The organism is uncultured Microbacterium sp. (assembly GCF_937927635.1).
Lineage (GTDB): Bacteria > Actinomycetota > Actinomycetes > Actinomycetales > Microbacteriaceae > Microbacterium.
Genome location: NZ_CALBRW010000041.1, coordinates 17319 through 42057 on the forward strand (window position 1 = coordinate 17319; position 24739 = coordinate 42057).

At 68.7% G+C, this 24739-nt stretch carries 25 protein-coding genes and 1 pseudogene; 16 read left to right on the plus strand and 10 right to left on the minus strand.

The features are described from left to right. Nucleotides 1–42: 42 nt before the first annotated feature. The 5 genes from Q0568_RS15320 (at nt 43) to Q0568_RS15340 (ending at nt 7083) form a co-directional block, all read left to right on the plus strand. Complete coding sequence (locus tag Q0568_RS15320) at nt 43–531, plus strand: hypothetical protein (RefSeq protein WP_292684418.1); 489 nt, start codon at nt 43–45, stop codon at nt 529–531. An 11-nt stretch (nt 532–542) separates the two neighbouring features. Beyond that, complete coding sequence (locus Q0568_RS15325; RefSeq protein WP_292684416.1) at nt 543–3062, plus strand: ATP-binding protein; 2520 nt, start codon at nt 543–545, stop codon at nt 3060–3062. Continuing rightward, nucleotides 3059–5035 carry a hypothetical protein gene (locus Q0568_RS15330; RefSeq protein ID WP_298868032.1) on the plus strand — a complete coding sequence of 659 codons (1977 nt, stop codon included), beginning with the start codon at nt 3059–3061 and terminating at the stop codon, nt 5033–5035. Before Q0568_RS15325 ends, Q0568_RS15330 begins: the two co-directional genes overlap by 4 nt. Further along, the gene (locus Q0568_RS15335) at nt 5035–6402 is read left to right on the plus strand and encodes a M23 family metallopeptidase (RefSeq protein WP_298868035.1); all 1368 of its coding nucleotides are present in this window, start codon (nt 5035–5037) and stop codon (nt 6400–6402) included. Before Q0568_RS15330 ends, Q0568_RS15335 begins: the two co-directional genes overlap by 1 nt. 99 nt (nt 6403–6501) lie before the next feature. Further along, complete coding sequence (locus Q0568_RS15340; RefSeq protein WP_292684410.1) at nt 6502–7083, plus strand: hypothetical protein; 582 nt, start codon at nt 6502–6504, stop codon at nt 7081–7083. On the opposite strand, the gene Q0568_RS15345 is transcribed toward Q0568_RS15340, so the two are convergent. Further along, a complete protein-coding gene (locus Q0568_RS15345) occupies nt 7074–7628 on the minus strand; it encodes a hypothetical protein (RefSeq protein ID WP_292684408.1) in 555 nt (184 codons plus the stop codon). The genes Q0568_RS15340 and Q0568_RS15345 overlap by 10 nt on opposite strands. 419 nt (nt 7629–8047) lie before the next feature. Between Q0568_RS15345 and Q0568_RS15350 the strand changes: the two genes are divergently transcribed. The 4 genes from Q0568_RS15350 to nrdH are packed head-to-tail and all read left to right on the plus strand — an operon-like array spanning nt 8048 to nt 10918. After that, nucleotides 8048–10156 (plus strand): FtsK/SpoIIIE domain-containing protein, encoded by a 2109-nt coding sequence (locus Q0568_RS15350; RefSeq protein WP_298868040.1) that lies wholly within the window; start codon nt 8048–8050, stop codon nt 10154–10156. Between the two features lie 15 nt (nt 10157–10171). Next, nucleotides 10172–10363 (plus strand): hypothetical protein, encoded by a 192-nt coding sequence (locus tag Q0568_RS15355; protein ID WP_061018396.1) that lies wholly within the window; start codon nt 10172–10174, stop codon nt 10361–10363. Continuing rightward, on the plus strand, nt 10360–10641 hold the full coding sequence (locus tag Q0568_RS15360; protein ID WP_061018394.1) for a hypothetical protein: 282 nt from the start codon (nt 10360–10362) through the stop codon (nt 10639–10641). Before Q0568_RS15355 ends, Q0568_RS15360 begins: the two co-directional genes overlap by 4 nt. Before the next feature lie 43 nt (nt 10642–10684). Then, complete coding sequence (gene nrdH / locus Q0568_RS15365; protein WP_061018392.1) at nt 10685–10918, plus strand: glutaredoxin-like protein NrdH; 234 nt, start codon at nt 10685–10687, stop codon at nt 10916–10918. Between the two features lie 49 nt (nt 10919–10967). On the opposite strand, the gene Q0568_RS15370 is transcribed toward nrdH, so the two are convergent. From Q0568_RS15370 to Q0568_RS15380, 3 genes are read right to left on the minus strand one after another with little or no spacing between them, the layout of a single operon-like run. Continuing rightward, the gene (locus Q0568_RS15370) at nt 10968–11189 is read right to left on the minus strand and encodes a hypothetical protein (RefSeq protein ID WP_061018390.1); all 222 of its coding nucleotides are present in this window, start codon (nt 11187–11189) and stop codon (nt 10968–10970) included. Nucleotides 11190–11196: 7 nt separating this feature from the next. Further along, nucleotides 11197–11421, minus strand: coding sequence for a hypothetical protein (locus tag Q0568_RS15375; RefSeq protein ID WP_061018388.1), 225 nt, complete (start codon nt 11419–11421; stop codon nt 11197–11199). Then, entirely contained in the window at nt 11418–11975 is a 558-nt protein-coding gene (locus Q0568_RS15380) for a hypothetical protein (protein ID WP_061018386.1), read from the minus strand. Before Q0568_RS15380 ends, Q0568_RS15375 begins: the two co-directional genes overlap by 4 nt. Nucleotides 11976–12174: 199 nt before the next feature. Here Q0568_RS15380 and Q0568_RS15385 point away from each other — a divergent pair, with 199 nt between their 5' ends. The 7 genes from Q0568_RS15385 to Q0568_RS15415 all read left to right on the plus strand — a co-directional run bounded on the left by Q0568_RS15385 (nt 12175) and on the right by Q0568_RS15415 (nt 18452). After that, on the plus strand, nt 12175–12384 hold the full coding sequence (locus Q0568_RS15385; protein WP_061018383.1) for a heavy-metal-associated domain-containing protein: 210 nt from the start codon (nt 12175–12177) through the stop codon (nt 12382–12384). Next, complete coding sequence (locus tag Q0568_RS15390) at nt 12384–13346, plus strand: heavy-metal-associated domain-containing protein (RefSeq protein WP_298868049.1); 963 nt, start codon at nt 12384–12386, stop codon at nt 13344–13346. Before Q0568_RS15385 ends, Q0568_RS15390 begins: the two co-directional genes overlap by 1 nt. Nucleotides 13347–13381: 35 nt before the next feature. Then, on the plus strand, nt 13382–15658 hold the full coding sequence (locus Q0568_RS15395; protein WP_298866787.1) for a cation-translocating P-type ATPase: 2277 nt from the start codon (nt 13382–13384) through the stop codon (nt 15656–15658). Nucleotides 15659–15710: 52 nt separating this feature from the next. Further along, nucleotides 15711–15953, plus strand: a complete 243-nt coding sequence (locus Q0568_RS15400; RefSeq protein ID WP_298866789.1) for a YHS domain-containing protein — start codon at nt 15711–15713, stop codon at nt 15951–15953. A 55-nt stretch (nt 15954–16008) separates the two neighbouring features. Then, nucleotides 16009–16299 (plus strand): metal-sensitive transcriptional regulator, encoded by a 291-nt coding sequence (locus Q0568_RS15405; RefSeq protein ID WP_061018374.1) that lies wholly within the window; start codon nt 16009–16011, stop codon nt 16297–16299. Nucleotides 16300–16383: 84 nt separating this feature from the next. Further along, a complete protein-coding gene (locus Q0568_RS15410) occupies nt 16384–17616 on the plus strand; it encodes an MFS transporter (protein WP_061018372.1) in 1233 nt (410 codons plus the stop codon). Continuing rightward, the gene (locus Q0568_RS15415) at nt 17613–18452 is read left to right on the plus strand and encodes a multicopper oxidase domain-containing protein (RefSeq protein WP_292680174.1); all 840 of its coding nucleotides are present in this window, start codon (nt 17613–17615) and stop codon (nt 18450–18452) included. Before Q0568_RS15410 ends, Q0568_RS15415 begins: the two co-directional genes overlap by 4 nt. Here Q0568_RS15415 and Q0568_RS15420 read toward each other — a convergent pair. The 6 genes and pseudogenes from Q0568_RS15420 to Q0568_RS15440 all read right to left on the minus strand — a co-directional run. Then, nucleotides 18383–19327 (minus strand): annotated as a pseudogene (locus Q0568_RS15420) (ISL3-like element ISPfr2 family transposase); the annotation flags it as partial. The gene Q0568_RS15415 and the pseudogene Q0568_RS15420 sit on opposite strands and share 70 nt — an antisense overlap. A gap of 524 nt (nt 19328–19851) precedes the next feature. Further along, a complete protein-coding gene (locus tag Q0568_RS17230) occupies nt 19852–20181 on the minus strand; it encodes a thioredoxin family protein (protein WP_363331260.1) in 330 nt (109 codons plus the stop codon). Further along, a complete protein-coding gene (locus tag Q0568_RS15425; RefSeq protein WP_292680176.1) occupies nt 20165–22624 on the minus strand; it encodes a cation-translocating P-type ATPase in 2460 nt (819 codons plus the stop codon). The genes Q0568_RS17230 and Q0568_RS15425 overlap by 17 nt, the downstream gene beginning before the upstream one ends. Next, nucleotides 22624–22854 carry a cation transporter gene (locus Q0568_RS15430; RefSeq protein ID WP_292680185.1) on the minus strand — a complete coding sequence of 77 codons (231 nt, stop codon included), beginning with the start codon at nt 22852–22854 and terminating at the stop codon, nt 22624–22626. Before Q0568_RS15430 ends, Q0568_RS15425 begins: the two co-directional genes overlap by 1 nt. 5 nt (nt 22855–22859) lie before the next feature. After that, complete coding sequence (locus tag Q0568_RS15435; RefSeq protein WP_292680178.1) at nt 22860–23264, minus strand: nuclear transport factor 2 family protein; 405 nt, start codon at nt 23262–23264, stop codon at nt 22860–22862. Nucleotides 23265–23388: 124 nt separating this feature from the next. Further along, nucleotides 23389–24714, minus strand: coding sequence for an ISL3-like element ISPfr2 family transposase (locus tag Q0568_RS15440; protein WP_298868056.1), 1326 nt, complete (start codon nt 24712–24714; stop codon nt 23389–23391). Nucleotides 24715–24739: the final 25 nt, after the last annotated feature.

The following is a 24739-nucleotide window of genomic DNA, read 5'->3' on the forward strand; positions in this document are numbered from 1 at the left end:
TTCTACACGCGGTCGCGCCGATTCCCGAAGATGATCGGTCGGATGACCGACGGGTCTCGCATCCCGGGTGGGCCGTACACGCTCACCCAGGTCGGCTTCGGCGGTGTGGCTCTCATGGGGCTGCTCGCGACGCGAACGCTGTGGAGCACCGGAGCGACTCTCCTCGATCTGGCTATCACGGTCGGTGTCGCCTGGGGCGTGACCTGGCTCGTCGGACTCATCCCGATGACTCGCCGCAACCTCGTCCTCGCCTTCGTCGGTGCGGTCGCGGCGATGTTCAAGCCGCACGGGGGGAGGTATCAGGCCCGCCCGATCCGCCTTGCGCGTCCGCACCAGGCGATCGGCTCGACCCGGATGCCGCCCCCCGTGGCGGACCCACAGGACGCCGAGCTCGAGGACGCTGCCCCCGAGCAGCCCCCGGCACTGCCCGAGCGCCGTCCCGAGCGCCCTGCCCCCGCGCCTGCTGCCAAGCCGCGCGCCGCCGTCAGCGCCGTCGAGCGTCTGCTGCAGCAGTCCAAGAACACGAACTAGGAGCACGTCTCATGCGCATTCCCGCAGCCTCTTTCGCCGGTCACCTGATGTGGACCCGTACCGGCACGATCTGGGCCACCTGGCGCCTGCAGGGCCTTCCGCACGGGTACGGCACCGACGAGCTCCGCCAGCTGGTGCTCGGCCAGCACCAGGCCCTTTTCCAGTCCCTCCGCGGAGAGGCGCTGCTGATCGGTCTGTGCGCGACGAGCGACCCCGTCGACATCGTCGACAAGATGCTCGCCGGCGTCGACATCCGCCAGCACCCCGAATGGGCCGAGGAATGCGCCCTCACCCTCGACTCCCTCGAGGAGATCGCACTGGGCGAGCGCGCCTACTGGCTCTCCATCCCCCTGTCCGCCGGCAACTGGCGCACCCGCTCGCAGGCGGCCTGGCGCGCCGGCCTCGAGCAGTTCCGCGAGCAGCTGGCGCTTCCTCGCACCACACCCGCCGACTCGGAGATCGCCGCGGCCATGGCCGCCGCGCAGGAGATCGAGAACCGCATCCCCGCCGACTTCTACGCGCGCCCCGCCACCGTCGCCGAATACGTCTGGATGGCGCTGCACTCCCAGCACCGCGGACTGGACATCGACGGCTCCGTCCCCGAGACCGGCGACGTCGGCATCGCGGAAGTGCCCGCCACTCAGCTGCCCACCGCCATGCCGAACCCGTGGCTCGACGAGGGCGGCCAGTCCGACCTCTCTCCGGCCGAGCTCAAGCGGTTCCTGCCGTTCAACCGCCGCTACCTCAAGGTGCAGAGCCCGCACGCCGATGCCCCCAGCTACCAGATCATGCAGGCCGTCGTGGGAGGCCCCAAGGGCGGATGGCTGATGCCCGGCGTCGAGTGGATCTCCCGCGTCGAGCAGTACGAGCTCGACGTCGACTGGGCCATCCGGCTCACGGTCACCAGCGCCGACGCCGTCAAGCGCCGCAACAAGCGCGCCGAGGAGCAGCTGCTCGATCAGGTCGACCAGCAGTCCGGCACCCTCGCCATCACCGGCAGCGGGTCAGATCTCGCGCAGGTCGCCGAGACCCTCGCGGCGTACCACGCCTCCCTCAACGCCAGCGACAAAGAGGTCGAGGTCCAAGCGACTGTGATCTACGCGGTCGGCGGTCCCGACCCCGCCACCGCGCAGGCTCGCGCCCGCTACATCGCCGCCGACTACAAGGCCTCCGACTTCCTCCTGGAAGCGCCCCTCGGCGGCCAGGAAGAGCTCTGGTGGGCGATGCAGCCGGGTGTGCCGACCTCGCGCATCGTGCGCGACCTGTCCCAGATCACCACCGGCCGCGAGTTCGCGTCCGGCCTGCCCGTCGTCAGCAGTGCCCTCGGCGATGACCGCGGCATCCGTCTCGGCGACAACATCACCACCGGCCGGCACACCCCGATCCTGGTCGACCTGTTCGGCAACATCCAGGCGGACTCCTCCGGCAGCTTCGGAGTCGTCGCCGAGCTCGGCGCCGGCAAGAGCGTCCTGCTTAAGAGCGTCGCCGGCGACGTGCTCGATCGCGGCGGGCTGATCGTGGCGCTGGACCGCACCGTGGCCCGCGAGTACGCCACGTTCGCCGAGTCGCTGCCGGGAACCTCCACCCGCGTCATCGACATGCTCGAGCCGCAGTGGTCGCTGGACCCGCTGCGGGTGCTCGGCCCGCGCAAGGGCGCCCGCATGGTGCAGTCGCTGTTCTCTCTGATGCTCGGCATCCAGACCATGGACACCCGCGGCGTGCAGCTGTCCGGGCTGCTGGAGGCGGAGTACATGGAGACGCACCGGATCACCAGCCTCGGTGCGCTCATCGAGCACCTGCGGCAGCTGGGGCAGCAGAACGCGGTGGCGGCAGAACTGCTCGGCCTGATCCGTGTCGTGGCCACCAAGGACTTCGGCGCCGTTCTGTTCGACGAGTCCCTGCCCCCGCTGGATCTCAAAGCCGTCGACGCGGTCGTGTTCACCACCCACGGGCTGAGCCTGCCCGACCGCGCCGAGGTCGAGAACGAGCACCTGTTCAAGCAGATGCCCATCGAGAAGATCGTCGGCCGAGCCATGTACGCGATGCTCGCCCAGCTGACTCGCGAGGTCTGCTTCATGGACCGTCACCGGTTCGCGCTGGCGATCTTCGACGAGACCCACCACATCAGCGCCTCCCGCGACGGCCAGGCCGAACTGCAGACGTTCTTCCGTGACGGCCGCAAGCACGCGGCCGCGGCCGCGGTCGGCTCCCACGACCCCCACGACTTCGGCGACGAGGTCACCCGAGGCCTGATCCCCATCCGCTTCGTCATGCGCCAGCGCGACGAGACCCTCGCCAAGCGCGCCGTCGACTGGCTGGGCCTGCCCGTCTCTCCCGAGCTCGTCCGCGAGGTCATGACCGACCTGAGCCCCATCGGCCCCGACCGGAAGGTGCCGCTCGAGCGCCGCGGCGAGGGGATCATGCGCGACGTCCGCGGCCGCTACGGCAAGTTCCGCAAAACGCTGCCCGCCCGCCCCGAGCGCCGTCAGGCGGTGCTGTCCACTCCCTCCGCCCCCGTGGAGATCTCATGATCACGTTCTACGTCGACGCCTTCCGCTCGATGGGCGGATGGGCCTGGCGCGCCCGGGTCTGGGCGCACCGGCACCCTCGGTGGGCGAGAACCCTCGCCACCGTCGCGCTCATCGGGTACTTCACGTTCATCCAGGGCCAGACCGCGCACGCGGTGAGCTTCCTCCCGGACGGCGTCGACTACACCGACAGCCACGGCAACCCGTTCTCCAAGTACGGGGTGATCGACATCAACGCCGGCGACGTGTGGACCCCGGGCACGGTCGTCGTCAACTTCATCGTGCAGCTGCTCTGGTCGATGCAGTACTTCGCGACCGGCGTGATCCTCTGGCTGTTCGACTTCCTCCTCAGCTTCGAGTGGGTCGCCTGGCTGGCCACCCCGTTCAACACCCTCGCGGTGTGGGTGCAGGAGCAGCTGGGCACGGTCAACTGGATTCCCTTCGCGCTGATGATCAGCGCCCTGGTGGGAGGCATCGCGCTCTACGTCGGGCGTGTGTCCGGCGGCCTCTGGGAAATGCTCGTCTCCGCCGTCCTCGCCGTCCTGGCGGTGGGGGTGCTCGCCAACCCGGTCGCCACCCTCACGGCCACCGGCGGCGTTCTGGATAACGCGCAGGAGTTCGGCAGCCAGCTGGCCAACTCGATCGTCGTGGACCCGGACGCCCAGAGCAGCGACGGGACGCTGTCGACCGCGGTCAACGCGACGCTGATGGACATCTTCGTGCGCGTCCCGTACCAGGTGATCTCCTACGCCCAGGTGCTGCCCGACAACTGCCAGGGGATCTTCGACACCTTCATCCAGTCCGGCGAGCCCCAGACGGCGCTGCGAGACTGCGCCCCCGAGGCGGCGAGGTTCGCGCACGACAACCCCGGCGGGATGAACATCCTCAACGCCATGGTCGCCGGCGGCGGCGTCTCCGTCATGTTCGTGTTCGGGATGGTGATCGCGGCGCTGCTGATGGTGTCGGTGGTGTTCTTCCTGGTCGCCGCGGTCAAGTCGATGCTGCTGGTGTACCTGTGCATCCTCCCGGTCAACCGCGAGCCGCTGTGGAAGGCGATCTCGGACACCTACATGGGCGCGATCAGCCTCGCGGTGATGACCGTCGTGATGGCGCTGTACCTCAAGATGACCACCTGGATCATGGGGCAGACCGGGTTCCTCCCGCACCAGCTGCGGATGGTTCTGCTGATCATCTTCCTGATCATCGTCATCGTCCTGGTGTGGCGTGCGCGTCGGGCGACCCTTCGCGCCGGCCGCGGCGTCGCCGGCCAGCTGAACAAGCTCGGCCTCGGCATGAAGCCCGGCCCGAAGGACTCCAACGCCCTGCTGAAGATGAGCGCGATCGCCAGCATGGCCAACACCGCGAAGGATCTGATCAAGCGCCGACCGGCCAAGCCGAGCGCCGCAGCACTGCCGGAGAAGCCCGCAGAGCCTGAGCCCGAGCCCGTGACGCTCACCCAGGTCCGCGACCCCGGCCGCGGCCCCCAGGGCGGCGCAGGAGGCGGCAGAGGCCCCTCCGGCGGCCGCGGACCCTCGCTCGCCCCCGGTGCCGCTCGCAAGGCACTCGGGGCAGCGACCACGGCAACCTCCGTCGCGCAGGGCGCCGCCACCGTCGCGAAGGGAGCGGCCAGTGGCGGCGTCGCCGGCGCGGCCGCGGCCGGTGCCGTGGTCGTCGGCAAGAGCGTCGCCCGGAAGACCGCAGCCAAGGCCACATCCGCCGCCACCAACGCCGCCGCACGTCGGGTGGCGCCCCAGGTCGTCGACGCCGGCGAGCTCAAGGTCGTCAAGGTCGCCGAGACCCGCGCCAGCCGCATCGAGGTCGACGCGCAGGGCGTGGCCACCGCGCACCGCAGAGCCGCGACCGGGGTGCAGGACATCTCCTCGCTGCCGCCTCGCCCGACCCAGCGGCCATCCGCCCGCTCGCTCGAGCGGCGTCGCCAGCTTGAGGCCTACCGCCCGCGGGAGCTCACGCGCTGATGACGGACCTGACAGTGGACGAGGAAGAGAGCCGTTCGCCGTGGAAGCGGATCGTCGCGGTCCTCTGCGTCGTCGGCCTGATCTTCGCCATGGTCGCCGGCGGGTTCCTCGCGCTGTTCATGGGCATCATCGCCTCCTCTGCCGGCGCCGTGGGATCGGACGGCTCCGGGTGCGTCCCCACGTCGACGACCGCCTCGGCGTCGTGGGGGGATGCGACGTCGACGCCACCGACCCCGCCGGCGTCGACGAGCTCGAAGCCGCCCGCCTCGTCGACGGGCTGGGGGAGCTCGTCGACGGGTGATGCGGCGCCGGCGGCCGCGGCCGCCCCCCAATCGATCGAGATCCCCTACGGCACCAGCGGCACCGTCACGCTGAACGAGAAGCAGATCGCGATCGCCACCCGCATCATCACGATCGGGCGCGACCTCGGCGTCTCCGACCAGGGCCTCAAGGTCGCGCTGATGACCGCCTTGCAGGAGTCCCGGCTGCGGATGCTCGCCAACTCCTCCGTCCCCGCGTCGCTCGACTACCCGCACGATGGGGTCGGCAGCGACCACGACAGCGTCAACCCGTTCCAGCAGCGCGTGTCGGGGTGGGGAACCGTCGCGGAGCTCATGGATCTCGACTACTCCATCAAGGCGTTCTTCGGCGGCCCCACCGGCCCCAACGGGGGCTCCCCTCGAGGCCTGCTCGACGTCAAGGGCTGGGAGAGCATGGCGCCCGGCGTCGCGGCTCAGACGGTGCAGGTCAGCGCGTTCCCGGACGCCTACGACAAGTGGGAGCCTGCGGCCGAGCAGCTGATCGCCACCCTCGGCGAGGGCATCACCGGCGGCGGCTGCAGCGGCAGCATCGAGGGCGAGATCCAGCTGCCCCTGCGCTCCGACTACAACATGACCAGCGGCTACGGACCCCGCAGCAGCGGCGTCCCCGGGGCCTCCACCTGGCACGCCGCCATCGACCTGCAGCGCTGGCCCAACCCGTGCGGCGACCCCGTCTACGCGATCCTGCCGGGGAAGGTCACCCTCTCGAGCGCCCTGTGGCTGTCGATTGAGCACGCAGACGGGTACGTGGTCTCCTACCTGCACATGTACAAGTCGCAGCGCCCGGTCGACGTCGGCGACACCGTCGAAGCCGGCGAGCAGATCGGCGTCGTGGGCAACGTCCCGCCCTCCGGCGGCTGCCACCTGGATCTGCGGATCAACGTCGCCAACAACACCAACCCCGAGGTCGCAAAGCTGATCCTCTCTCAGAACGACACCCGCCTACCGAGGCCGGCCACGCTCCCCGAGCACCAGAACTTCGTCAACCCGGAGGACTTCTTCGATCTCTGGGGCGTCGATCTCTGCCCGGCCGGTTCCTGCCAGTAGCAGTGCGGCTGAGCCCCGGACGTCTGGATAACCGGCGGGTAGGCTACCGACTACCCGAACACCTGCGGGCTCTGCCCGCCATTTTCCAGACGGTGATGTGTGACCGATCGACACGCCCCCCACGTCGACGATCAGGCAGTATCCGGTCCCGCTGCGCGCACCACAGCAACCGGATACCGATCTGTTTCGTACTACCTCCCGGCAGCGCTGCACGCGCGGCTCAAGGCTGCCTGGTGGGCGACTCGCGACTGCCCGGATGGTGCGCCGACGCTCTCGTCGCTCGTGGAGGGGATCTTCCTCGAGTACGTCACGAGGGCTGAGCTCGAGCACAACGGCGGCCGACCGTTCCCGCCCGCACCCCGGGGCGCGCAGGGGCCGCGAAGCGGCGCCTCGGAAGGTCACCGGCTCGTGGCGTACTACCTCCCCGCGGATCTGCACGCGCGACTCAAGGCCACCTGGTGGGCGCTGCGCGATGCGCGCACACCGGCGCTGTCATCGGTGGTCGAGGCGCTGTTCGTCGACGCGGCCGCGAACCTCGAGCAGCGGCACAATCACGGTACCCCGTTCCCACCGGCGCCCGACTCCGCACGCGGCGTCAGCCGGGCCGCGGCGGTGCGGCAGGGGGAGTGGATGCGGCGCGAGTGGGAGAATCGTCGCGGCGAGAGCTCCGCTCAGGGCTGAGGCGTCGACGCGGTCCCCGTACCCGGCTGACCCGTCGACGCGGCCGGTGAGGTCATGGCGCCCACCGCGCGCTGGAATGCGAAGCGCACCACGCTCCACGCTGCGCCCCAGAACCCTCGAGCGAGCCAGCGACCCAGCGCCAGCATCGCGAAGCCCGAGAAGGTCACCAGGGCAGGCCCCGCTGCTCCGGTCAGCGCCACCGCCACTCCGCTGAGAGCGAGAGAGGCGGAGGTCGAGATCCCGATACCTGTCGGCGTCATGGTGAGAACGGCCACCCATTGCAGAGCGCCCCTGGCATCCCGGTCGCGCGTGATCGCGAAGCCGAGCCCGACGACCACCGCGGCCATGACGCCCACGCCCACCCCTGCGACGAGGGCGATGAGGGCGCGCTGGAACAATTCGGAGGGTTCCGCCGGATCGACTATCTGATCGAGCGAGCCGGCAAGGATGAGCCCTCCCAGCGGCACGAGAACCCACCCGATGACCCACCGGGTCGCGGTGCGTCGATCGGGTGGCAGAAGGGTGCTGGCGGTCGCGGAGCTCACTCGCCATTTCTAACGCAGCTGCTGCACCGGCCCCGCGAGGGAACGTGTGCCGGGGGATGTGCGGCCCGGGTCGCCGCCGAGAGAGCGCAGCTGATGCGGTGATGCTGCGGGGATATTGCGGGCTGGATATTTCTTACGGCGGTGGGGGGTTTGCCCCGCTCCGCTTCCGACTTCGCTTCAGCTATGCGGGGCAAGCCTACCACTGTTGTCAAGCGCCAAGGTGGCGACGATATTGCGCTGATGTGCGGGAAAGTGCTGCGGCACTACGCCCGCAATACCTCTCGCCACATCGAGCGCGGCGGGTTCCCGGGTCGCTCGAAGCTGCCAGATCCAGATCCTCGTGTCCGCGAAGAGGGGTTCGCGGGGCCTATATGACGCAGAGGGCCGCGATCGCCGTGGCCCGGTTCAGGAGGCATCAGATGGCGACTCGAGTTGCTCGCCCGCCGGCACGTCCGTCGTCTGCGCCGGTCGCCCCATTGGGAGTGCTGCCGCGTCGGCAGGTGACGGGGATCTTCCCCGCACTGGTGGTGCTGGCGGCCGCGGTGGTGTTGACCGGAGTGAACATGCAGGCCCGCTTCACCGACGCGATCGCGTGGGTGTGGGTTGCGGCTGTGGTGATCGCGGCCGTGTCGGTCGCGTCCGGCATCCGTACCTACCAGAAGCAGAGCCGGCTCGATCCGGGCATCGAGGCGGTGCTGCCGTCGCTGGGTGCGCAGCGTCCGTCGCGCGATCTGGTCCGGGCGGTGAAGTGGACCCGCGGGTGGGTCGGCGTTCCTCGCAAGGTGACGATCCGGTATGCCTCCCACGTCGACGACCGTGATGTGCGTTTCGTCGATCAGATCGTCACGTCGTTCTCGCGCCGCATCGGCGAGGAGTACCGCGTGCTCAAGCACGTCCCCCGCCGCTGCCTCATCGTGCTCGAGCTCGCGCCGCCGACCACGCCGGTCTCTCGAGAGCAGCAGCGGGCCGAGCAGGTCGCGAAGCTGCTGCTGGGGGAGAGCGCCAAGGTCGAGGTCACCACCGACCCCGAATCCAACGACGTCCGCAAGATGAAGGTCAAGCACGACATGGGGCCGCGGCTGGCGATCCCGGCGCGACGAATGCAGATCGAGAAGGTGATCTCCTCGATGCTGCCGGGGCGTTGGCGGGCGCATTGGGATCTCGAGGGCGATGAGGTCACCTTCGAGATCCGTCCCCCGATGCCCGACATGGTGCTGCACGAGCCGGCGCCGTCGACGAAGCAGCTGACGCACGCCGAGTACAAGGCGTTCAAGATCCCGATCGGCGTCGACGAGGACGGGTCGGTGCAGACATGGCAGCCCTCGGTCTCCCCGCACATGCTCGTCATCGGTGGAACGGGCTCGGGCAAGACGTCGTTCCAGCACACGGTGCTCACCCACCTGGCGCAGGCCCGCTGGCGGGTGTGGGTGCTGGACGGGAAGCGGATCGAGTTCGCGGGGTTCCGCACCTGGCCGAACGTCGAGCTCGTCGCGGCCCGCGTCGAGCACCAGGTGCGGATGCTGCACGCAGCGCACGAGCTCATGGAGCAGCGTTACACCCAACTCGAGGAGGGCACCGCCCGCCTCGAGGACTTCGAGCCGCTCGCACTGATCATCGACGAGTACGCGACGTTCAAGGCTCGCGTGCAGCGTTGGTACAAGACGGTGAAGCCGAAGGGGGCGCCCACTCAGGCGCCGGTGCTCGAGCTCCTGTCGGATCTGGCCCGTCTGGCGCGAAGCGCGAAGATCCACATGCTGCTGGGCATCCAGCGCCCCGACGTCGAGTTCCTCGGCGGTGAAATGCGCGACAACTTCGGAGCCCGACTCTCCCTCGGCCGGCTCTCCCCGCAGGGCGCGATGATGATGTGGGACTCTCCGGCGATCGGCGTCGCGCTGCCTCGCAACAAGCGCGGCCGCGGCGTCACCCTCAGCGCCGAGTCGCTTCCGGTGGAAGTGCAGACCTTCTACACGCCCGACCCGGCCAAGCTCGACAAGTCCGACGCGCAGGACTGGGAGCACCTGCGCACGCTCACCCCGCTCGAGACTGATCACCCTCGCAAGACCATCGCCGAACCGTCTGCGCTCATCGACGGCGACGAGGAGCTCCCGCCGACCTACAACGACTGGGCGACCACCCGCATCACCCTCTTCGACGGCGTCGAGCCGCCGGCGGTGGAGACTCCCAAGGCCCTGCCCAGCAACGTCGTCGCGCTCGGCGCACGCAAGGCCGGCAATGTCCGGTTCGAGCCCGAGCCGTTGGACGTCGACGACGAACCCGCCGCGGCCGCCGATGACGACGAAGGCTACGGGGAGATCTCCGAGGGCCTGGCCGGCGACCTCGCGGTCGGCGACCTGGTGCTGTCCGATTCCACCCTCGGGATCTGGGTGGTCGTGGAGTCCGTGGAGCCGGACATCGTCGACGAGGACGCGATGGCGATCGAGTACCGCGAGCTCGACACCGGCGACGAGGGCCTGATGACCGTGTCGGACAACGAAGTGCTCACCTACCGGCGCCCCGCCGCCGCGTGAACGAAAGGAGCAGTGATGCAGAGCACTCAGAACCGGGCCGAGCTCGCGCACGAGCAGGCCTTCGCGTTCGCACTCACCCAGGGTGCTGCGCGCGAACGTGCGGAGGAGTTCGCCGGTGAGTACGTCAACGTGCTCGAGGACCGCGCCGGCGAGATCCGCTACCCGGACGCGCCGGCGCCCACGCCCGAGGAGGTGTGGATCTCATGACGCAGTCTGTGGCCGAGAACGAGGACGACCTGCTGACGCTGATGTTCATGCTCTGCGGAGGCATGGCGACCGGGATGTTCTCGTTCGGTGTGCTGCTCCACCCGGTGCGCGACTGGATGCTGCAGTACCACCTGCTCGCGAACGGCACCGAGGTCGTCATTCCGTTCATCGACGGCATCGGGTTCGGATGGCCGCAGATCGTCGTGGCCAGCGGCTTGATCGCCGCCCTGGTGGCCACCGTCGTCTGGCTGCGCCGCCGCGCCCGCGAGCGTGTCTGACCCGATCCACAAACTACGAGACCAAGAGAGGAGGATGAGTCACATGGCTGTCACGGTGTACACGAAGCCGTCGTGCGTCCAGTGCACGGCGACCTATCGCGCGCTGGATTCCAAGGGGATCGATTACGACGTTCTCGATCTGTCGGAAGATCCCGCCGCGCTCGAGCAGGTGAAGTCGCTCGGCTACCTGCAGGCGCCGGTTGTGATCACGGATCAGGATCACTGGTCCGGGTTCCGGCCGGACAAGATCGACGAGCTCGCCGCACGCCTGGTGTGAGCGAGCAAGTGACTGAGGGGCGTCCCGGATGGGGCGCCCCTCAGTCGTGTCAGGTCTGCTGCCGGGTGGCGTAGAGCCGAAGCAGCGCGTCGCGCAGATGGGTGTTGCGCTCGAGCGATCGCCGCAGCGCTTCCGCATCCGCGGGTCGTGGGTCGGGGCCTGCGCGCACGACGCCGGCGGAGATCGCCCACCGTGCGAGCTCGTCGAGTTCGACGTCGACGGTTGCGGTGGCGATCGCCTGCTGGGTCCAGGTGACCTTGTAGGCCGACATGGTGGCCTCAGCTGCTGCGGAAGAAGTCGATCACGCTGATCACGAGCGCCCACAGCAGCACGATCGCGGCCGCGGTCAGCAGGATCTTGCCCATGTGCGGCGCGAGGAGGATGCCGAGCCAGCCGGCGCCGACCGCGAGGCCGATCGTGAGCAGACCGATGATCATCCGGCGCAGCCGGGTGAGGATCTCGTCGGGGATGTCCGCGTGCTTGCGCGGAGTCGCGAGGCTCATCGGTCACCCACGTCCAGGGCCTTCGCGGCCGCGGCCACGGTCAGCGAGGATCGGAATCCGATCTCGCGCGTCCACTCGTCGACGGCGCGGCTGAGTCCGACGTACTCCACGACGCCGGGCTCCTGCGTGGATGCCTCGCGGGGATGGAAGTACAGGCGAGCCTCGATGCTCTGCTCGAGGCGGCTCAGCTGCCGGTTCGCTTCGGAGTCGTCCCACCCGGCGTGATGGCAGGAGACCTCCTCCATGTACAGCCGGCACCGCTCGATCTGCAGGATCTGCTCGGTGTCGATGCGGTCGCCCAGGAACTCCGCGACGGGACGCCACTCGTAGCGGGGCGCTGGAACGCTGCAGCGGTTGGCGAAGCTGACGCTGGCGTAGTTCTCGTCCCACAGCTGCTGACCGAGACGGTCGGCGTCGGCGAGAACTGCGGCGGGGGAGCGGCCCGAGGCGACGATCGGCACCCGGGCGGGAGACTGCGTGATGTCGGTGCTGCTGATCAGGATCGCTGTGACCAACAGGTCAACGACGTCCTGGGGGACGGGGAGCGCGCGCATGGCAACTACCTCCTAGTAAAGTTGTGTATCTGACCTACATAACAATATTTGGAAGCGGTCCAGTCGTCAAGGGGGAGAGCAAGTTAGGCATGGCGCAACAGGGTCCGTCACGGTGAATTGGAATACCCTAGGGGGGTAGGGGTGTTACGGTGGGGAGAGCCCCACTCAGGAGCACCACCCAGACGGAAGGAAACCCATCATGGCCACCAGCGAGTACCAGGTCACCGGCATGACGTGCGGACACTGTGAGATGTCCATCCGCGAAGAGGTCTCCCAGATCCCCGGGGTCGACGAGATCCAGGTGAGCGCCCAGAGCGGCAAGCTCGTCGTCTCGTCCACCAGCGACCTCGATGACGCCGCCGTGCTGGCCGCTGTCGACGAGGCTGGCTACTCGGCGGTGCGCGCCTGATGAACGCTGCGGGACGACTCAGCCTGTATGGCGCCGGCGTCGTCGTGGCCTTCGGCGCAGCGTTCGGCATCGCGGCAGCGGTCGTCCCGGACAGCGCCGTCGCCAACTGGACGGCCGCCGCCAGCGACGGCTCGATGGCCGACCACGCCGGCATGACCGACACCGACACCACCGAGACCGCGACCATCCCCGGTGTCTCCCTCTCCGGCTATGGGTACGAACTCAGCCCGATCACCGCGCCGACCGGCACGGGACAGGCCGGCGAGTTCAGCTTCCAGATCCTGGACGCCGACGGGACGCCGCTGACCGCCTACGAGACCTCGCACGAGAAGGACCTGCATCTGATCGTGGTGCGCACCGACGGAACCCAGTTCCGGCACGTGCACCCCACGTTTGATGAGGGCACCGGCACCTGGTCGGCATCGTGGGAGTGGGCCGAGGCCGGTACTTACCGGATCTACGCGGACTTCGTGCCGGACGTGACCGACGGCCCCGACAAGGTCACCCTGACCCGCACGGTCGACGTCGCGGGGGAGTTCACCCCGGACCCGGCGACCGCCACCTCCACGGCCAGCGAGGTCGACGGGTACACGGTCACCCTCGACGGTGACCTGACCGCGGGGGAGAGCTCCGAGCTGACCCTGTCGGTCGCCCGCGACGGGCAGCCGGTCACCACGCTGCAGCCGTACTTGGGCGCCTTCGGGCACCTGGTCGCGCTGCGCGACGGCGACCTGGCCTACCTGCACGTGCACGCCGAAGGCGACGAACCGCAGGACGGCGACACCGCCGGACCCGACATCCGGTTCGCGGCCGAGGCCCCCACCGCCGGCCGGTACCTGCTCTACCTCGACTTCCAGGTCGACGGGCAGGTCCACACCGCCGAGTTCGTCGTCGACGCCGGTCACAGCACCGGCGGCACGGACACGGACGACACACACAGCGACACGGGCGACGGTCACTGACCGCCCCGCGGTGATCTGAGAGAAGAAGGAACACCATGAGCACCACAGCCCCCGCAGGCTCGACCGCGGACTCCGCGGTCGAACTCCAGATCGGCGGGATGACCTGCGCGTCCTGCGCGATGCGGATCGAGAAGAAGCTGAACAAGCTCGACGGCGTCGCCGCGACGGTGAACTACGCCACCGAGAAGGCGAAGGTCACCGTGCCCGCCGGGTACGACCCGGCGCTGCTGATCGCCGAGGTCGAGAAGACCGGCTACAGCGCCGCGCTCCCGGCCCCCAAGAAGGCCAAGAACGACACTAGCCAGGGTGGGGACGCGGACGACGCCGACCCGGAGCTCACGTCGCTGCGCAACCGGCTGATCGTCTCGATCATTCTCAGCGTCCCGGTCATCGCCATGGCGATGGTCCCTGCGCTGCAGTTCACCTACTGGCAGTGGGCGTCTCTCGCGCTGGCCGCGCCGGTGATCGTGTGGGCGGCGTTCCCGTTCCACAAGGCCGCCTGGGCGAACCTGCGCCACGGTGCGGCGACGATGGACACGCTCATCTCGATGGGCACCACCGCCGCGTTCCTGTGGTCGCTGTACGCCCTGTTCTTCGGCACCGCCGGCGTCCCCGGCATGACGCACCCGTTCGAGCTGACCCTCGCCCCCTCCGACGGGGCGGCGAACATCTACCTCGAGGTCGCCGCCGGGGTGACGATGTTCATCCTCGCCGGCCGATACTTCGAGAAGCGGTCCAAGCGGCAGGCAGGAGCGGCGCTGCGCGCGCTGCTCGAGCTCGGCGCGAAGGAGGTCGCAGTCCTGCGCGATGGGGTGGAGACGAAGATCTCCGTCGACGAGCTGCAGGTCGGGGACGAGTTCGTCGTCCGCCCGGGCGAGAAGATCGCCACCGACGGGGTCGTCGTCTCCGGCACCTCCGCCGTCGACGCGTCCATGCTCACCGGCGAATCCGTCCCGGTCGAGGTCGGCGAGGGTGACCCGGTCACCGGCGCCACCGTGAACGCGGGCGGCCGCCTGGTCATCCGCGCCACCCGGGTCGGCTCCGACACGCAGCTGGCCCAGATGGCCAAGCTCGTCGAGGACGCCCAGACCGGCAAGGCCGAGGTGCAGCGCCTGGCCGACAAGATCTCCGGCGTGTTCGTGCCGATCGCGATCCTCATCGCAGTGATCGCGCTCGGTGCCTGGTGGGGGGCGGGCTTCCCGATCTCCGCCGCATTCACCGCCGCCGTCGCCGTCCTCGTGATCGCCTGCCCCTGCGCCCTGGGTCTGGCGACCCCGACCGCGCTGCTGGTCGGCACCGGCCGCGGCGCGCAGATGGGCATCCTGATCAAGGGCCCGGAGGTGCTGGAGTCCACCCGCAAGGTCGACACCGTGGTGCTGGACAAGACCGGCACCGTCACCACCGGCAAGATGACCCTGGTCGACGTGGTCACCGAGCCCGGTGTGGACCGGGACGAACTGCTCCGCCTCGCCGGTGCGCTCGAAGACGCCTCCGAGCACCCCATCGCGCAGGCGATCGCCAAGGGCGCCACCCAGGAAACCGGCAGCACCCTGCCGGCCGTGGAGGGGTTCACCAACCTCGAAGGCAAGGGCGTCCAGGGCGTCGTCGACGGGCACGCGCTGCTCGTGGGCCGGGAGTCTCTGCTGGCCGAGTGGTCGCTGCGCCTGAGCGCCGAGGTCGCCGCCGCGAAGGCGCAGGCCGAGAGCGAGGGCAAGACCGTCGTCGCCGTCGGATGGGACGGTGCCGCCCGCGGCATCCTCGTCGTCGCCGACACCGTCAAGCCGACCAGCAAGGAAGCCATCGCCCAGCTCAAGGCGCTGGGCCTGACCCCGGTGCTGCTCACCGGCGACAACGAGGCGGTCGCCCGCCAGATCGCCGCCGAGGTCGGCATCGACCAGGTCATCGCCGAGGTCATGCCCAAGGACAAGGTCGACGTCGTCACCCGCCTGCAGGGCGAGGGCAAGGTCGTCGCGATGGTCGGAGACGGCGTCAACGACGCCCCCGCGCTCGCGCAGGCCGACCTGGGACTTGCGATGGGCACCGGCACCGATGTCGCGATCGAAGCATCCGACATCACCCTGGTCCGCGGCGACCTGCGCAGCGCAGCCGACGCGATCCGCCTGTCCCGCAAGACCCTGGGCACGATCAAGACCAACCTGTTCTGGGCCTTCGCCTACAACACGGCTGCGATCCCGGTCGCCGCTCTCGGCCTCCTCAACCCGATGCTCGCCGGGGCCGCCATGGCCCTGTCCAGCGTGTTCGTCGTCGGCAACAGCCTGCGCCTGCGCGGATTCAAGAGCATCGCGCGCTGACCGGGCCCACCCGCCAGCGCACCCATCACCCACATCGGAAGGAACACCACCCATGTCCAGCTGTTGCAGCACCAGCGCCCCCGCCCCCGGCGGACGCGAGAACCTCCTCGACGGCACCACCGGCGCTGACATGACGACTTGCCCGGTCATGACCGGCACCCCCGTCAATAAGGCCACCGCCGAGGCCGCCGGCCTGTTCCGCGACTACGAGGGCGAGCGGTACTACTTCTGCTGCGCCGGCTGCGGTCCCGCGTTCGACGCGGACCCGGCCAAGTACGCCGCCGCCATGGCCTGATCCTCACTCCCGGGCCCACACCCACCGTGTGGGCCCGGGACACGGACACCCCACCATGACCATCCCCACACCCGCCGCGGACGGCTACATCACCGACCCGCGCACCTACCGCAACCGGCTCCGCCGCCTCGAGGGACAGCTCCGCGGAATCACCCGCATGATCGAGCAAGAACGCCCCTGCATCGACACCCTCACCCAGATCTCCGCCAGCAAACGCGCACTGGAAGGCGTAGCACTCAGCCTCCTCGACGACCACCTCCGCCACGCAAACACCACCGGGACCCTCACCGACGAGACCTCCCTCGCCGCCACCTCCGCGGCCATCGCCCGGCTGATCCAGCCCTAACCCCCACCCCTCTTCGCAGCGCAGCGGACACCGCACACAGACATGCCAGCCGCGCCCCGTCGCCGCTCGCCCAGGAGGACTCCTATGACCGCCGCAGCACTCGCGACCCGCGCCCGCGGCGGCTTCTGTCTGGCCATCACTGGCACCGTGCTGCTGATGGCCGCAGCCTCCGCCCCCTCACCGTTCTACCCGCAGCTCACCCAGCGGCTGCAGCTGGCACCGGTCGCGACCACCCTGATCTTCGCGATTTATGCCCTCCCGCTGCTGATCGCCCTGCTCACCCTCGGCTCCCTCTCCGACCGGATCGGACGACGCCGCGTCCTCAGCGTCGGGGCGGTGCTGCTCACCGTCAGCCTGCTGCTGTTCTGGGCCGCCGACTCGCTGCCCGCCCTGCTCACCGCCCGGGCCCTCCAAGGCCTCGCCGCGGGGCTGCTCGTCCCGGCGCTAAACGCGATGATGGTCGACTTCGAACCACCCCGCCGGCCGGGAGCCGCCGCGCTGGCCAACACCGCCGCCCCCATGGCCGGGCTCGCACTCGGCGCGCTCACCGCCGCGGTGCTGCTGGACCTGGACGGCATCGACGCGGGCACCATCTTCCTCGTGCTCGCCGCCGCGTTCGTCGTGCTCGCCGCGACCGCGTGGAGCATCCCCGACGCCGCCCCCGCCCGCCACGACCGGGGCCGTGCGCGTCGTGTTCCGCTGCCGCCGCGCACCCGGCGAGTGATCCTGTCCGTCGTCCCGGCGGTCATCTCCGGGTGGGTCACCAACGGCATGTTCCTGGCCCTGGGCACCGGGATCGTCGCCACCCAGTTCACCGCCGACACCCGCACTCAGGAAGCGGCGTCCATCGTGATCCTCGCTACCGCCGGTGTCGCAGCCGCGGTGCTGCTGCACCGCTCCAGCCCGCGACGCATCACCCTGTTCGGCAGCGTCAGCCTCGGATTGGGCACCCTGTTCAGCCTGCTCACCCTGCACGGGCACAGCCTCACCGGATACCTCGCCAGCGTCGCCATCGTCGGCGCCGGATTCGGGACCGCGTTCATGGGGGCCATGCGCACCCTGCTCCCACACGTCGACCCCGGCCAGCGCGCCACCGTTATGGCCGTGATCTACACGATCTCCTACCTGGCCATGTCGCTACCCACCGTGTTCGCCGGGCTCCTCGTGCCCGTGCTCACCCTGCCGGGCGCGGCGACCCTGCTTGGTGGGGCTGTTGTGGCGCTGAGCATCACCGCCATCCTCACCCGCCTGCTCCTGACCGACCAGCCCGCCCGCCGCGCGGCGGCCGCCCACCAGAAAGAGACCACGCGCCGATGACCACCCCCGCTCCTCGTCCCCGCCGCCAGCTCACCCGCCGCGGGTTCCTCTCCCTCAGCACCGGCGCCGTCGCCGCCGTGGCCCTCGCCGCCTGCACCCCGACCCCGGCATGGGTGACCCCCACCGGTGCCGCCGTGGACCGCGCCGAACGGGACCGGCGCGGCACCGGACGGGTCACCACCGCGGCGCTCACCGCCGCGGCCACCACCATCGACCTCGCCGGCACCGCCGCGGCGACGTTCTCCTACGGGTCGGTGCCCGGACCGGTCCTGCGGGTACGTGCCGGGGACACCCTGCAGGCGACGCTGCGCAACGATCTCCCCTTCGACACTTCCGTGCACTGGCACGGGCTCGCGCTGCGCAACGACATGGACGGTGTCCCCCCGCTCACCCAGCAGCCCATCGCCGCCGGCGACTCCTTCCGGTACGAGTTCACCGCCCCCGATCCGGGCACCCACTGGTTCCACCCGCACGTCGGCGCCCAGCTGGACACCGGACTGTACGGCGCGCTCATCGTCGAGGACCCCAACGAACCGCTCCGCTACGACGACGAATGGGTCATCATCCTCGACGACTGGCTCGACGGCGTCACCGCCACCCCCGACGAGGTGCTCGAGCAGCTGCGGCAGGGGATGGGGGAGATGGGCGGCCACGGTGACATGTTCATGCGGATGGGCAACATGCTGATGGGCGCGACCTCCGACCTGCTCGGCGGTGACGCCGGCGACGTCTACTACCCGCACTACCTGATCAACGGCAAACCGGCTCATCCCAATCGGGGGTGTAGGAGTTGGGGTCTGAAGCCGCCGGTCTCGAGCAGGCTTCGGGCGATGTAGTTGGTCAGGTTGCGGAACCCGAGTGCGGAGCCGCGCAGGTGTTCGAGCCGTCCGTTGAGTGCCTCGGTCGGCCCGTTGCTGGTGCCGGGTCGTTCGAAGTAGGCGAGCACGTCGGCGGCTCGCTTCTTCAGGGTCCGGCCCAGGGTGGTGAGCTCGGTGAGCACCTTGGGGACGCCGGCGCTGAGGTCGGTGATCAGCTTCTCCATGAGCTCGCGGCCACGTTGCCGGTCCTCGTGGCGATAGGCGGCGATCATCCGCTGGTAGACACCCCAGGTCGCCTCGACCTCGACGTGAGCGTCATCAACGAACAGCGCGCGTAGCCTGTCGCTCTGCTTGTCGGTGAGCAGGTCCGCGCCGGTGTGCAGCGTGCGCCGCGACTTGTAGAGCGGGTCGTCCCTGAACCCACGGTGCCCGTGGATCTCGAGTTGGACCCGGCGCCGGCACCTGTCGAGGGCGTCACCGGCCAGGCGCACGACGTGGAAGGGATCCATCACCGTGACCGCGTCCGGGATCTCCTCTGCAGCGGCGGTCTTGAACCCGGTGAAGCCGTCCATCGCGACCACCTCGACCGCGTCACGGAAGGCGTCGTCGCGGTCGGCGAGCCAGGTCTTGAACGCCGCCTTCGACCGGCCCTCGACCATGTCCAGCAGCCTTGCTGGGCCGGCGCCATCGCGGACCGGGGTGAGGTCGATGATCACGGTGACGTACTTGTCGCCACGCCTGGTGTGGCGCCAGACGTGCTCATCGACGCCAATGACCTTCACGCCCTCGAACCGCGTGGGGTCGTTGATCAGCAGCCGCTTGCCTTCAGCCAGGACCGCGTTGTTGGCGGTGTCCCACGCGACCCCGAGTCCCTCGGCGACACGTGCAACCGTCCCGGTCAGACCGCGGCGGACGCAGCTGAGGCGCGGGAGCTGAAGAAGCGGATCCGCCTCCTCGAGCAGGAGAACGAGGTCCTCAGGCGGGCGGCGGCGTATCTGTCGCAGGCGAACCTGAAACTCGGTGGCTCCCCAAAATGACGTACCCGCTCGTATCTGAGCTCGCCGACGCGGGGATTCCCGTGACGGTGTCGTGCCGGGTCCTCAAGCTCGCCCGCCAGCCCTACTACCGGTGGAGAGGCGACCCGATCCGGGACGCGGACGTGCTTCGGGCGCACCGGATCAACGCGCTCCACGACGCGCACCACGAGGACCCGACGTTCGGCTACCGATACCCTTGGTCTGGAACACTTCCAAGCACAAGAAAGACAAGCACAATTGCTGTCGCGACAAACCAAGCCACCGGCCACCACGGCCCGAGTGGCGGTCGCGGCCGGTGGCCTGTCGCTGACTCACCCCTACGCACGGCATGCCCGTTCACCTCCCAAGAGCCGGAGGGATATCGCTTGGACATCGGGTCATCAACTCCAGCCGAGCAGTTCGGCCAGGTCGGAGTCTCGTATGAGCCCGTCGAGGCGGGCAGTTTCCCGGCCATTCCGTAGCACGATGATCGTTGGGATGCTCATGACGCTGTACCGCTTGACGATGTCTGGTTGTGCGTCGACATCGATCCGGTAGCCTTCGAATGCGCCGGGATTGGCGCTGGCGAAGCGGTCGAGTCTGGGTTCCAGTGCCCGGCAGGGGCACAGCTGGCCTGCCAGAAATCCAGTAACACCAGCCCTGGTCCGCCGGTGACCCTCCCCAGCTCGGGTTCTTCGATGATGGGGAACTGGCTCACTTTTTCCTCTCATCCTCACCGTCGTCCGGGGTGGTACGCCCGACGCTGCTGATCGCTTCAAACAACAGGGAAGGCCGGCCGCCGAGGCTGTTGATGAAGATCGTGGTGACGGACAGCGCCATGGCCACCATGGCCCAGACTGGGTACACCAGTCCGGTCGTGGCCGCAGGGATTCCGATGCCGTTGAACAGGAACGCCAGGGAGACGTTCTGCCGGGTGCGCCGGTAACTGGAGCGGCTGGTCCGCTGGGCTTCAAGGATCGCGGTGAGGTCATCACGGACGATGACCACGTCCGCGGATTCCACGGCGATATCGGTCCCGCCACCCATGGCGATGCCGACGTCGGCCTGCATCAGGGCCGGAGCGTCGTTGATGCCATCGCCCACCATAGCCACGCGGTTACCGCCGGCTTGCAGTTCACGGACCAAAGCGGCTTTCTCCTCGGGAAGGATTCCCGCACGAATCTCCTCGATTCCCACTTCCGCGGCAACGTGGGCGGCGGCGCGGCCGTTATCCCCGGTGGCCAGCACCGGGCGGATCCCGGCCTCACGCATCTCCGTGACTGCTCGGATCGCGTCAGGGCGAATGTCATCGCCCAGGGCGATGACGCCTTGCAGGCGGCCGTCGACGGCGACCGCGACAACCGTGCGGCCGATATCCTCCAGGCGGGTGACCGCGGACGACAACGGGTTCAGGTCGATTCCCTGGTCGTGGAGGAAGGCCGGTCGCCCAACCAGGACGGGGTTCCCCTCGATCGAGGCTCTGACGCCAAGACCGGTGACGGATTCAAAATCATCCGACGTCGGGATCGTGAGCCCGCGTTGTTCGGCTGCGGTGACGATGGCTCGGGCCAGCGGATGCTCCGAAGGGTTCTCGGCCGCTGCCGCGGTCGCCAGCAGTTGTTCTTCATCGCCAATCGCTTCGATTTCGCGGACGGTGGGGCGCCCTTCAGTGAGGGTGCCGGTCTTGTCCAGGACGATCGTTTGCACTTGGCCGAAGGTCTGGAACGCTTCACCGGTGCGCATGATGATGCCCTTGTCGGCTGCTTCACCGGCGGCGCGGACGATCGCCAGCGGAGCGGCGATACCCACCGCGCATGGGTAGCCCATCACCAGTACGCCGATGCCGGCAAAAACGGCGCGGCGGACGTCGGGCTCGCCGGCCACCGCCCAACTGCCGACCAGCCAGCCCAGTAAGGCGACGGCGGCGACGATGAGCACTGTGGGGGTGTAGACACGCAGGACCCGATCTACCAGGTGCAGGATCCCGGGTTTCAGTGCCCGGGCGTCTTCGACGTGGCGGACCACCTGAGCCAGGAAACTGTCCGCTCCTGTGCGGGTCACTTCCACCAGCACCGAGCCGGCTCCGTTGATGGACCCGCCAATCAGCTCATCGCCTGTTGCACGTTCGATCGGCACCGGTTCACCGGTCACCAGGGACAGGTCGACAGTGGTATGTCCTTCGATGACCCGCCCATCAACAGGTACCCGGTCGCCGGGACGGACCCGCACAATGTCACCGACACTAATCTGAGCTACCGGGACTTCCTCTTCCCGGCCCTCGCGCACGAGCCGTGCGGTGTCGGGTTGCAGTTCAAGCAGTTTCCGTACCGCCTGGCTGGAGCGGGTCTTGACCAGCAGCGAGAGCCATTCGGAGAAGATGTGGTAGTTCGCCACCAGCACGGTTACTGCGAAGAACGGTGCGGTCGGGTAATCAGGGAAGATTCCTGTGAGCCCTATGATGCCGCCGGCAATCCCGGCGAAAGCGCCAACCTCCAGCAGGACGTGCTGGTTCAGGATGCCGCGTCGTGCTGCCTGGTACGCCATCCGCAGGATATGCGGGGCAACACCGAACACCACGGCCAAAGCCAGAACACCGGTCACCCAACCGGTCGCCGGGTCAGTGATCAGGCCTGTTTCCCGGCCTGCGTACGCCAACCCTGCCGGCGCAATGATCGCCAGCGCGCCCAGGGCGGCCCTGGTTTTCCCGGCGGGCAGCAGGATCGCGTAGGCGACCGGCACCATCAGTACCACCACCGACGCCGGGACCAGAACCGACCAGATCCCGGAGACCTCAAGGATCAGAGCGATGGCTGTCAGGCTAGCGGCGACGGCCAGGAGCAGTCGCTTGCCTTCGCGGATCAGGTCCGCTTCCTCGTCCTCAAACGGGCGCAGCTTCCGAGGGTCATACAGGTCATAGCCGATATCGCGCAGCGTGGCCAGGATTTCCTGCGGTTTAATCAGCTTCGGGTCGTAATCGATGAGCGCCTGCTCATGGGTCAGACTTACCGCGACCTGATCCACACCGGCCTGGCGGCCCAACGCCTTCTCAATGGTCCCTGTGCACAGGGAGCAGTGCAGCCCGGCGATCCGCGCGCGGATCCGGGCGCGGCCCTCCAGATGGCTGGGCTCTTCATCCCATAACTGCTCATCCTTAGTAGCGGTATCCGTAGTCATTACGCGGACCCCTCAGTGTCGGCCACTTCATAGCCGGCAACCACCACTCGTTCCTCGAGCGCTTCACGGTCAGTCGCGTCGGGGTCATACCGGATAGTGAGTTCACCGGTGCGGTGATCCGCTCGGGCTTCACTGACACCTTCAAGCCGGCGCAGCGCCGTGCCGAGCCGTTGTTCACACCCGGTGCAGGTCATTCCCTCAATCTTCAGAGTCACGTTTGTTGTTGCCATGGTGCTCACCTCGCACTTTCCTCATTAGGGTCGCTGTCCTGCGTAGGACCTGGCAGGACGGTGTAGTGAATGGTTTGGGCCTGAATTCGGCCGTCACGGATAAGGAAGGAATCCGCCCCGTCCTCGACGCGAGCACCGTTCGAGGCCCGGGCGGTCCACTCCAAAAGGGCCACCTCGCCAGCGACAACACGGGCCGTATACGTGAATTCCGCCTCCGGCAGCTGTCCGTTCAGCAACTCAGCCAGTTCCCGGATGCCATCGTGGCCATGGCGCGCACCGGCCCTTGTCAGCACCACCACGTCCGGCGCGTAATTCCGTTCCAGATCCTCATCCACGCTCCCATGTGCGCCCTGCTGCAGATGATCGTCGAACACCTCGCCAGCGCTCCGGGCCGTCAATTCGTCTTCCATGCCTCTCACCCTAGACCTTCCATCCGACTGGAATGTCAAGGACCGAATTATGGGCAGGCAGCTGAAAGGCTTGAGGTCAGGTGTTGACGTTCCAGCGGGGGGAAGGTCCACGATGGAAAGAGGCTCATCCCAATCGGGGGTGTAGGAGTTGGGGTCTGAAGCCGCCGGTCTCGAGCAGGCTTCGGGCGATGTAGTTGGTCAGGTTGCGGAACCCGAGTGCGGAGCCGCGCAGGTGTTCGAGCCGTCCGTTGAGTGCCTCGGTCGGCCCGTTGCTGGTGCCGGGTCGTTCGAAGTAGGCGAGCACGTCGGCGGCTCGCTTCTTCAGGGTCCGGCCCAGGGTGGTGAGCTCGGTGAGCACCTTGGGGACGCCGGCGCTGAGGTCGGTGATCAGCTTCTCCATGAGCTCGCGGCCACGTTGCCGGTCCTCGTGGCGATAGGCGGCGATCATCCGCTGGTAGACACCCCAGGTCGCCTCGACCTCGACGTGAGCGTCATCAACGAACAGCGCGCGTAGCCTGTCGCTCTGCTTGTCGGTGAGCAGGTCCGCGCCGGTGTGCAGCGTGCGCCGCGACTTGTAGAGCGGGTCGTCCCTGAACCCACGGTGCCCGTGGATCTCGAGTTGGACCCGGCGCCGGCACCTGTCGAGGGCGTCACCGGCCAGGCGCACGACGTGGAAGGGATCCATCACCGTGACCGCGTCCGGGATCTCCTCTGCAGCGGCGGTCTTGAACCCGGTGAAGCCGTCCATCGCGACCACCTCGACCGCGTCACGGAAGGCGTCGTCGCGGTCGGCGAGCCAGGTCTTGAACGCCGCCTTCGACCGGCCCTCGACCATGTCCAGCAGCCTTGCTGGGCCGGCGCCATCGCGGACCGGGGTGAGGTCGATGATCACGGTGACGTACTTGTCGCCACGCCTGGTGTGGCGCCAGACGTGCTCATCGACGCCAATGACCTTCACGCCCTCGAACCGCGTGGGGTCGTTGATCAGCAGCCGCTTGCCTTCAGCCAGGACCGCGTTGTTGGCGGTGTCCCACGCGACCCCGAGTCCCTCGGCGACACGTGCGACGGTGAGGTGTGCGACCACGATCCCTTCCAGCGCCCACCGCAGCCCGGTGCGCGAGAGCTTCGCGCGTGGCTCCGCCGCGGCGCTGGTGTCTTGGCGCCACACGTGTCCGCAGTCGGCACAGCGGTAGCGGCGCACTACAACTTCCAGCACGGTCGGTCGCCAGCCCAGCGGCTCGTGGGCCAACCGCCGGATCACGGTGTCACGAGCAACGCCTTCGCTGCCGCACCGCCGGCACCACTGATCTGGTTCCACCACGCGGCACGCGAGGACCGCACGATCCGGTTCAAGTCGTTGTCCGGTCACGCTCAGACCGAGGCCGTCGAGTCGAGCGAAGGCGGTCAGGTCAGGGCGGCCGAAGCCGGCCGGCGGGGTAGCGTCGGGCACGTCGAGGTCTTTCCGATGGATGGCG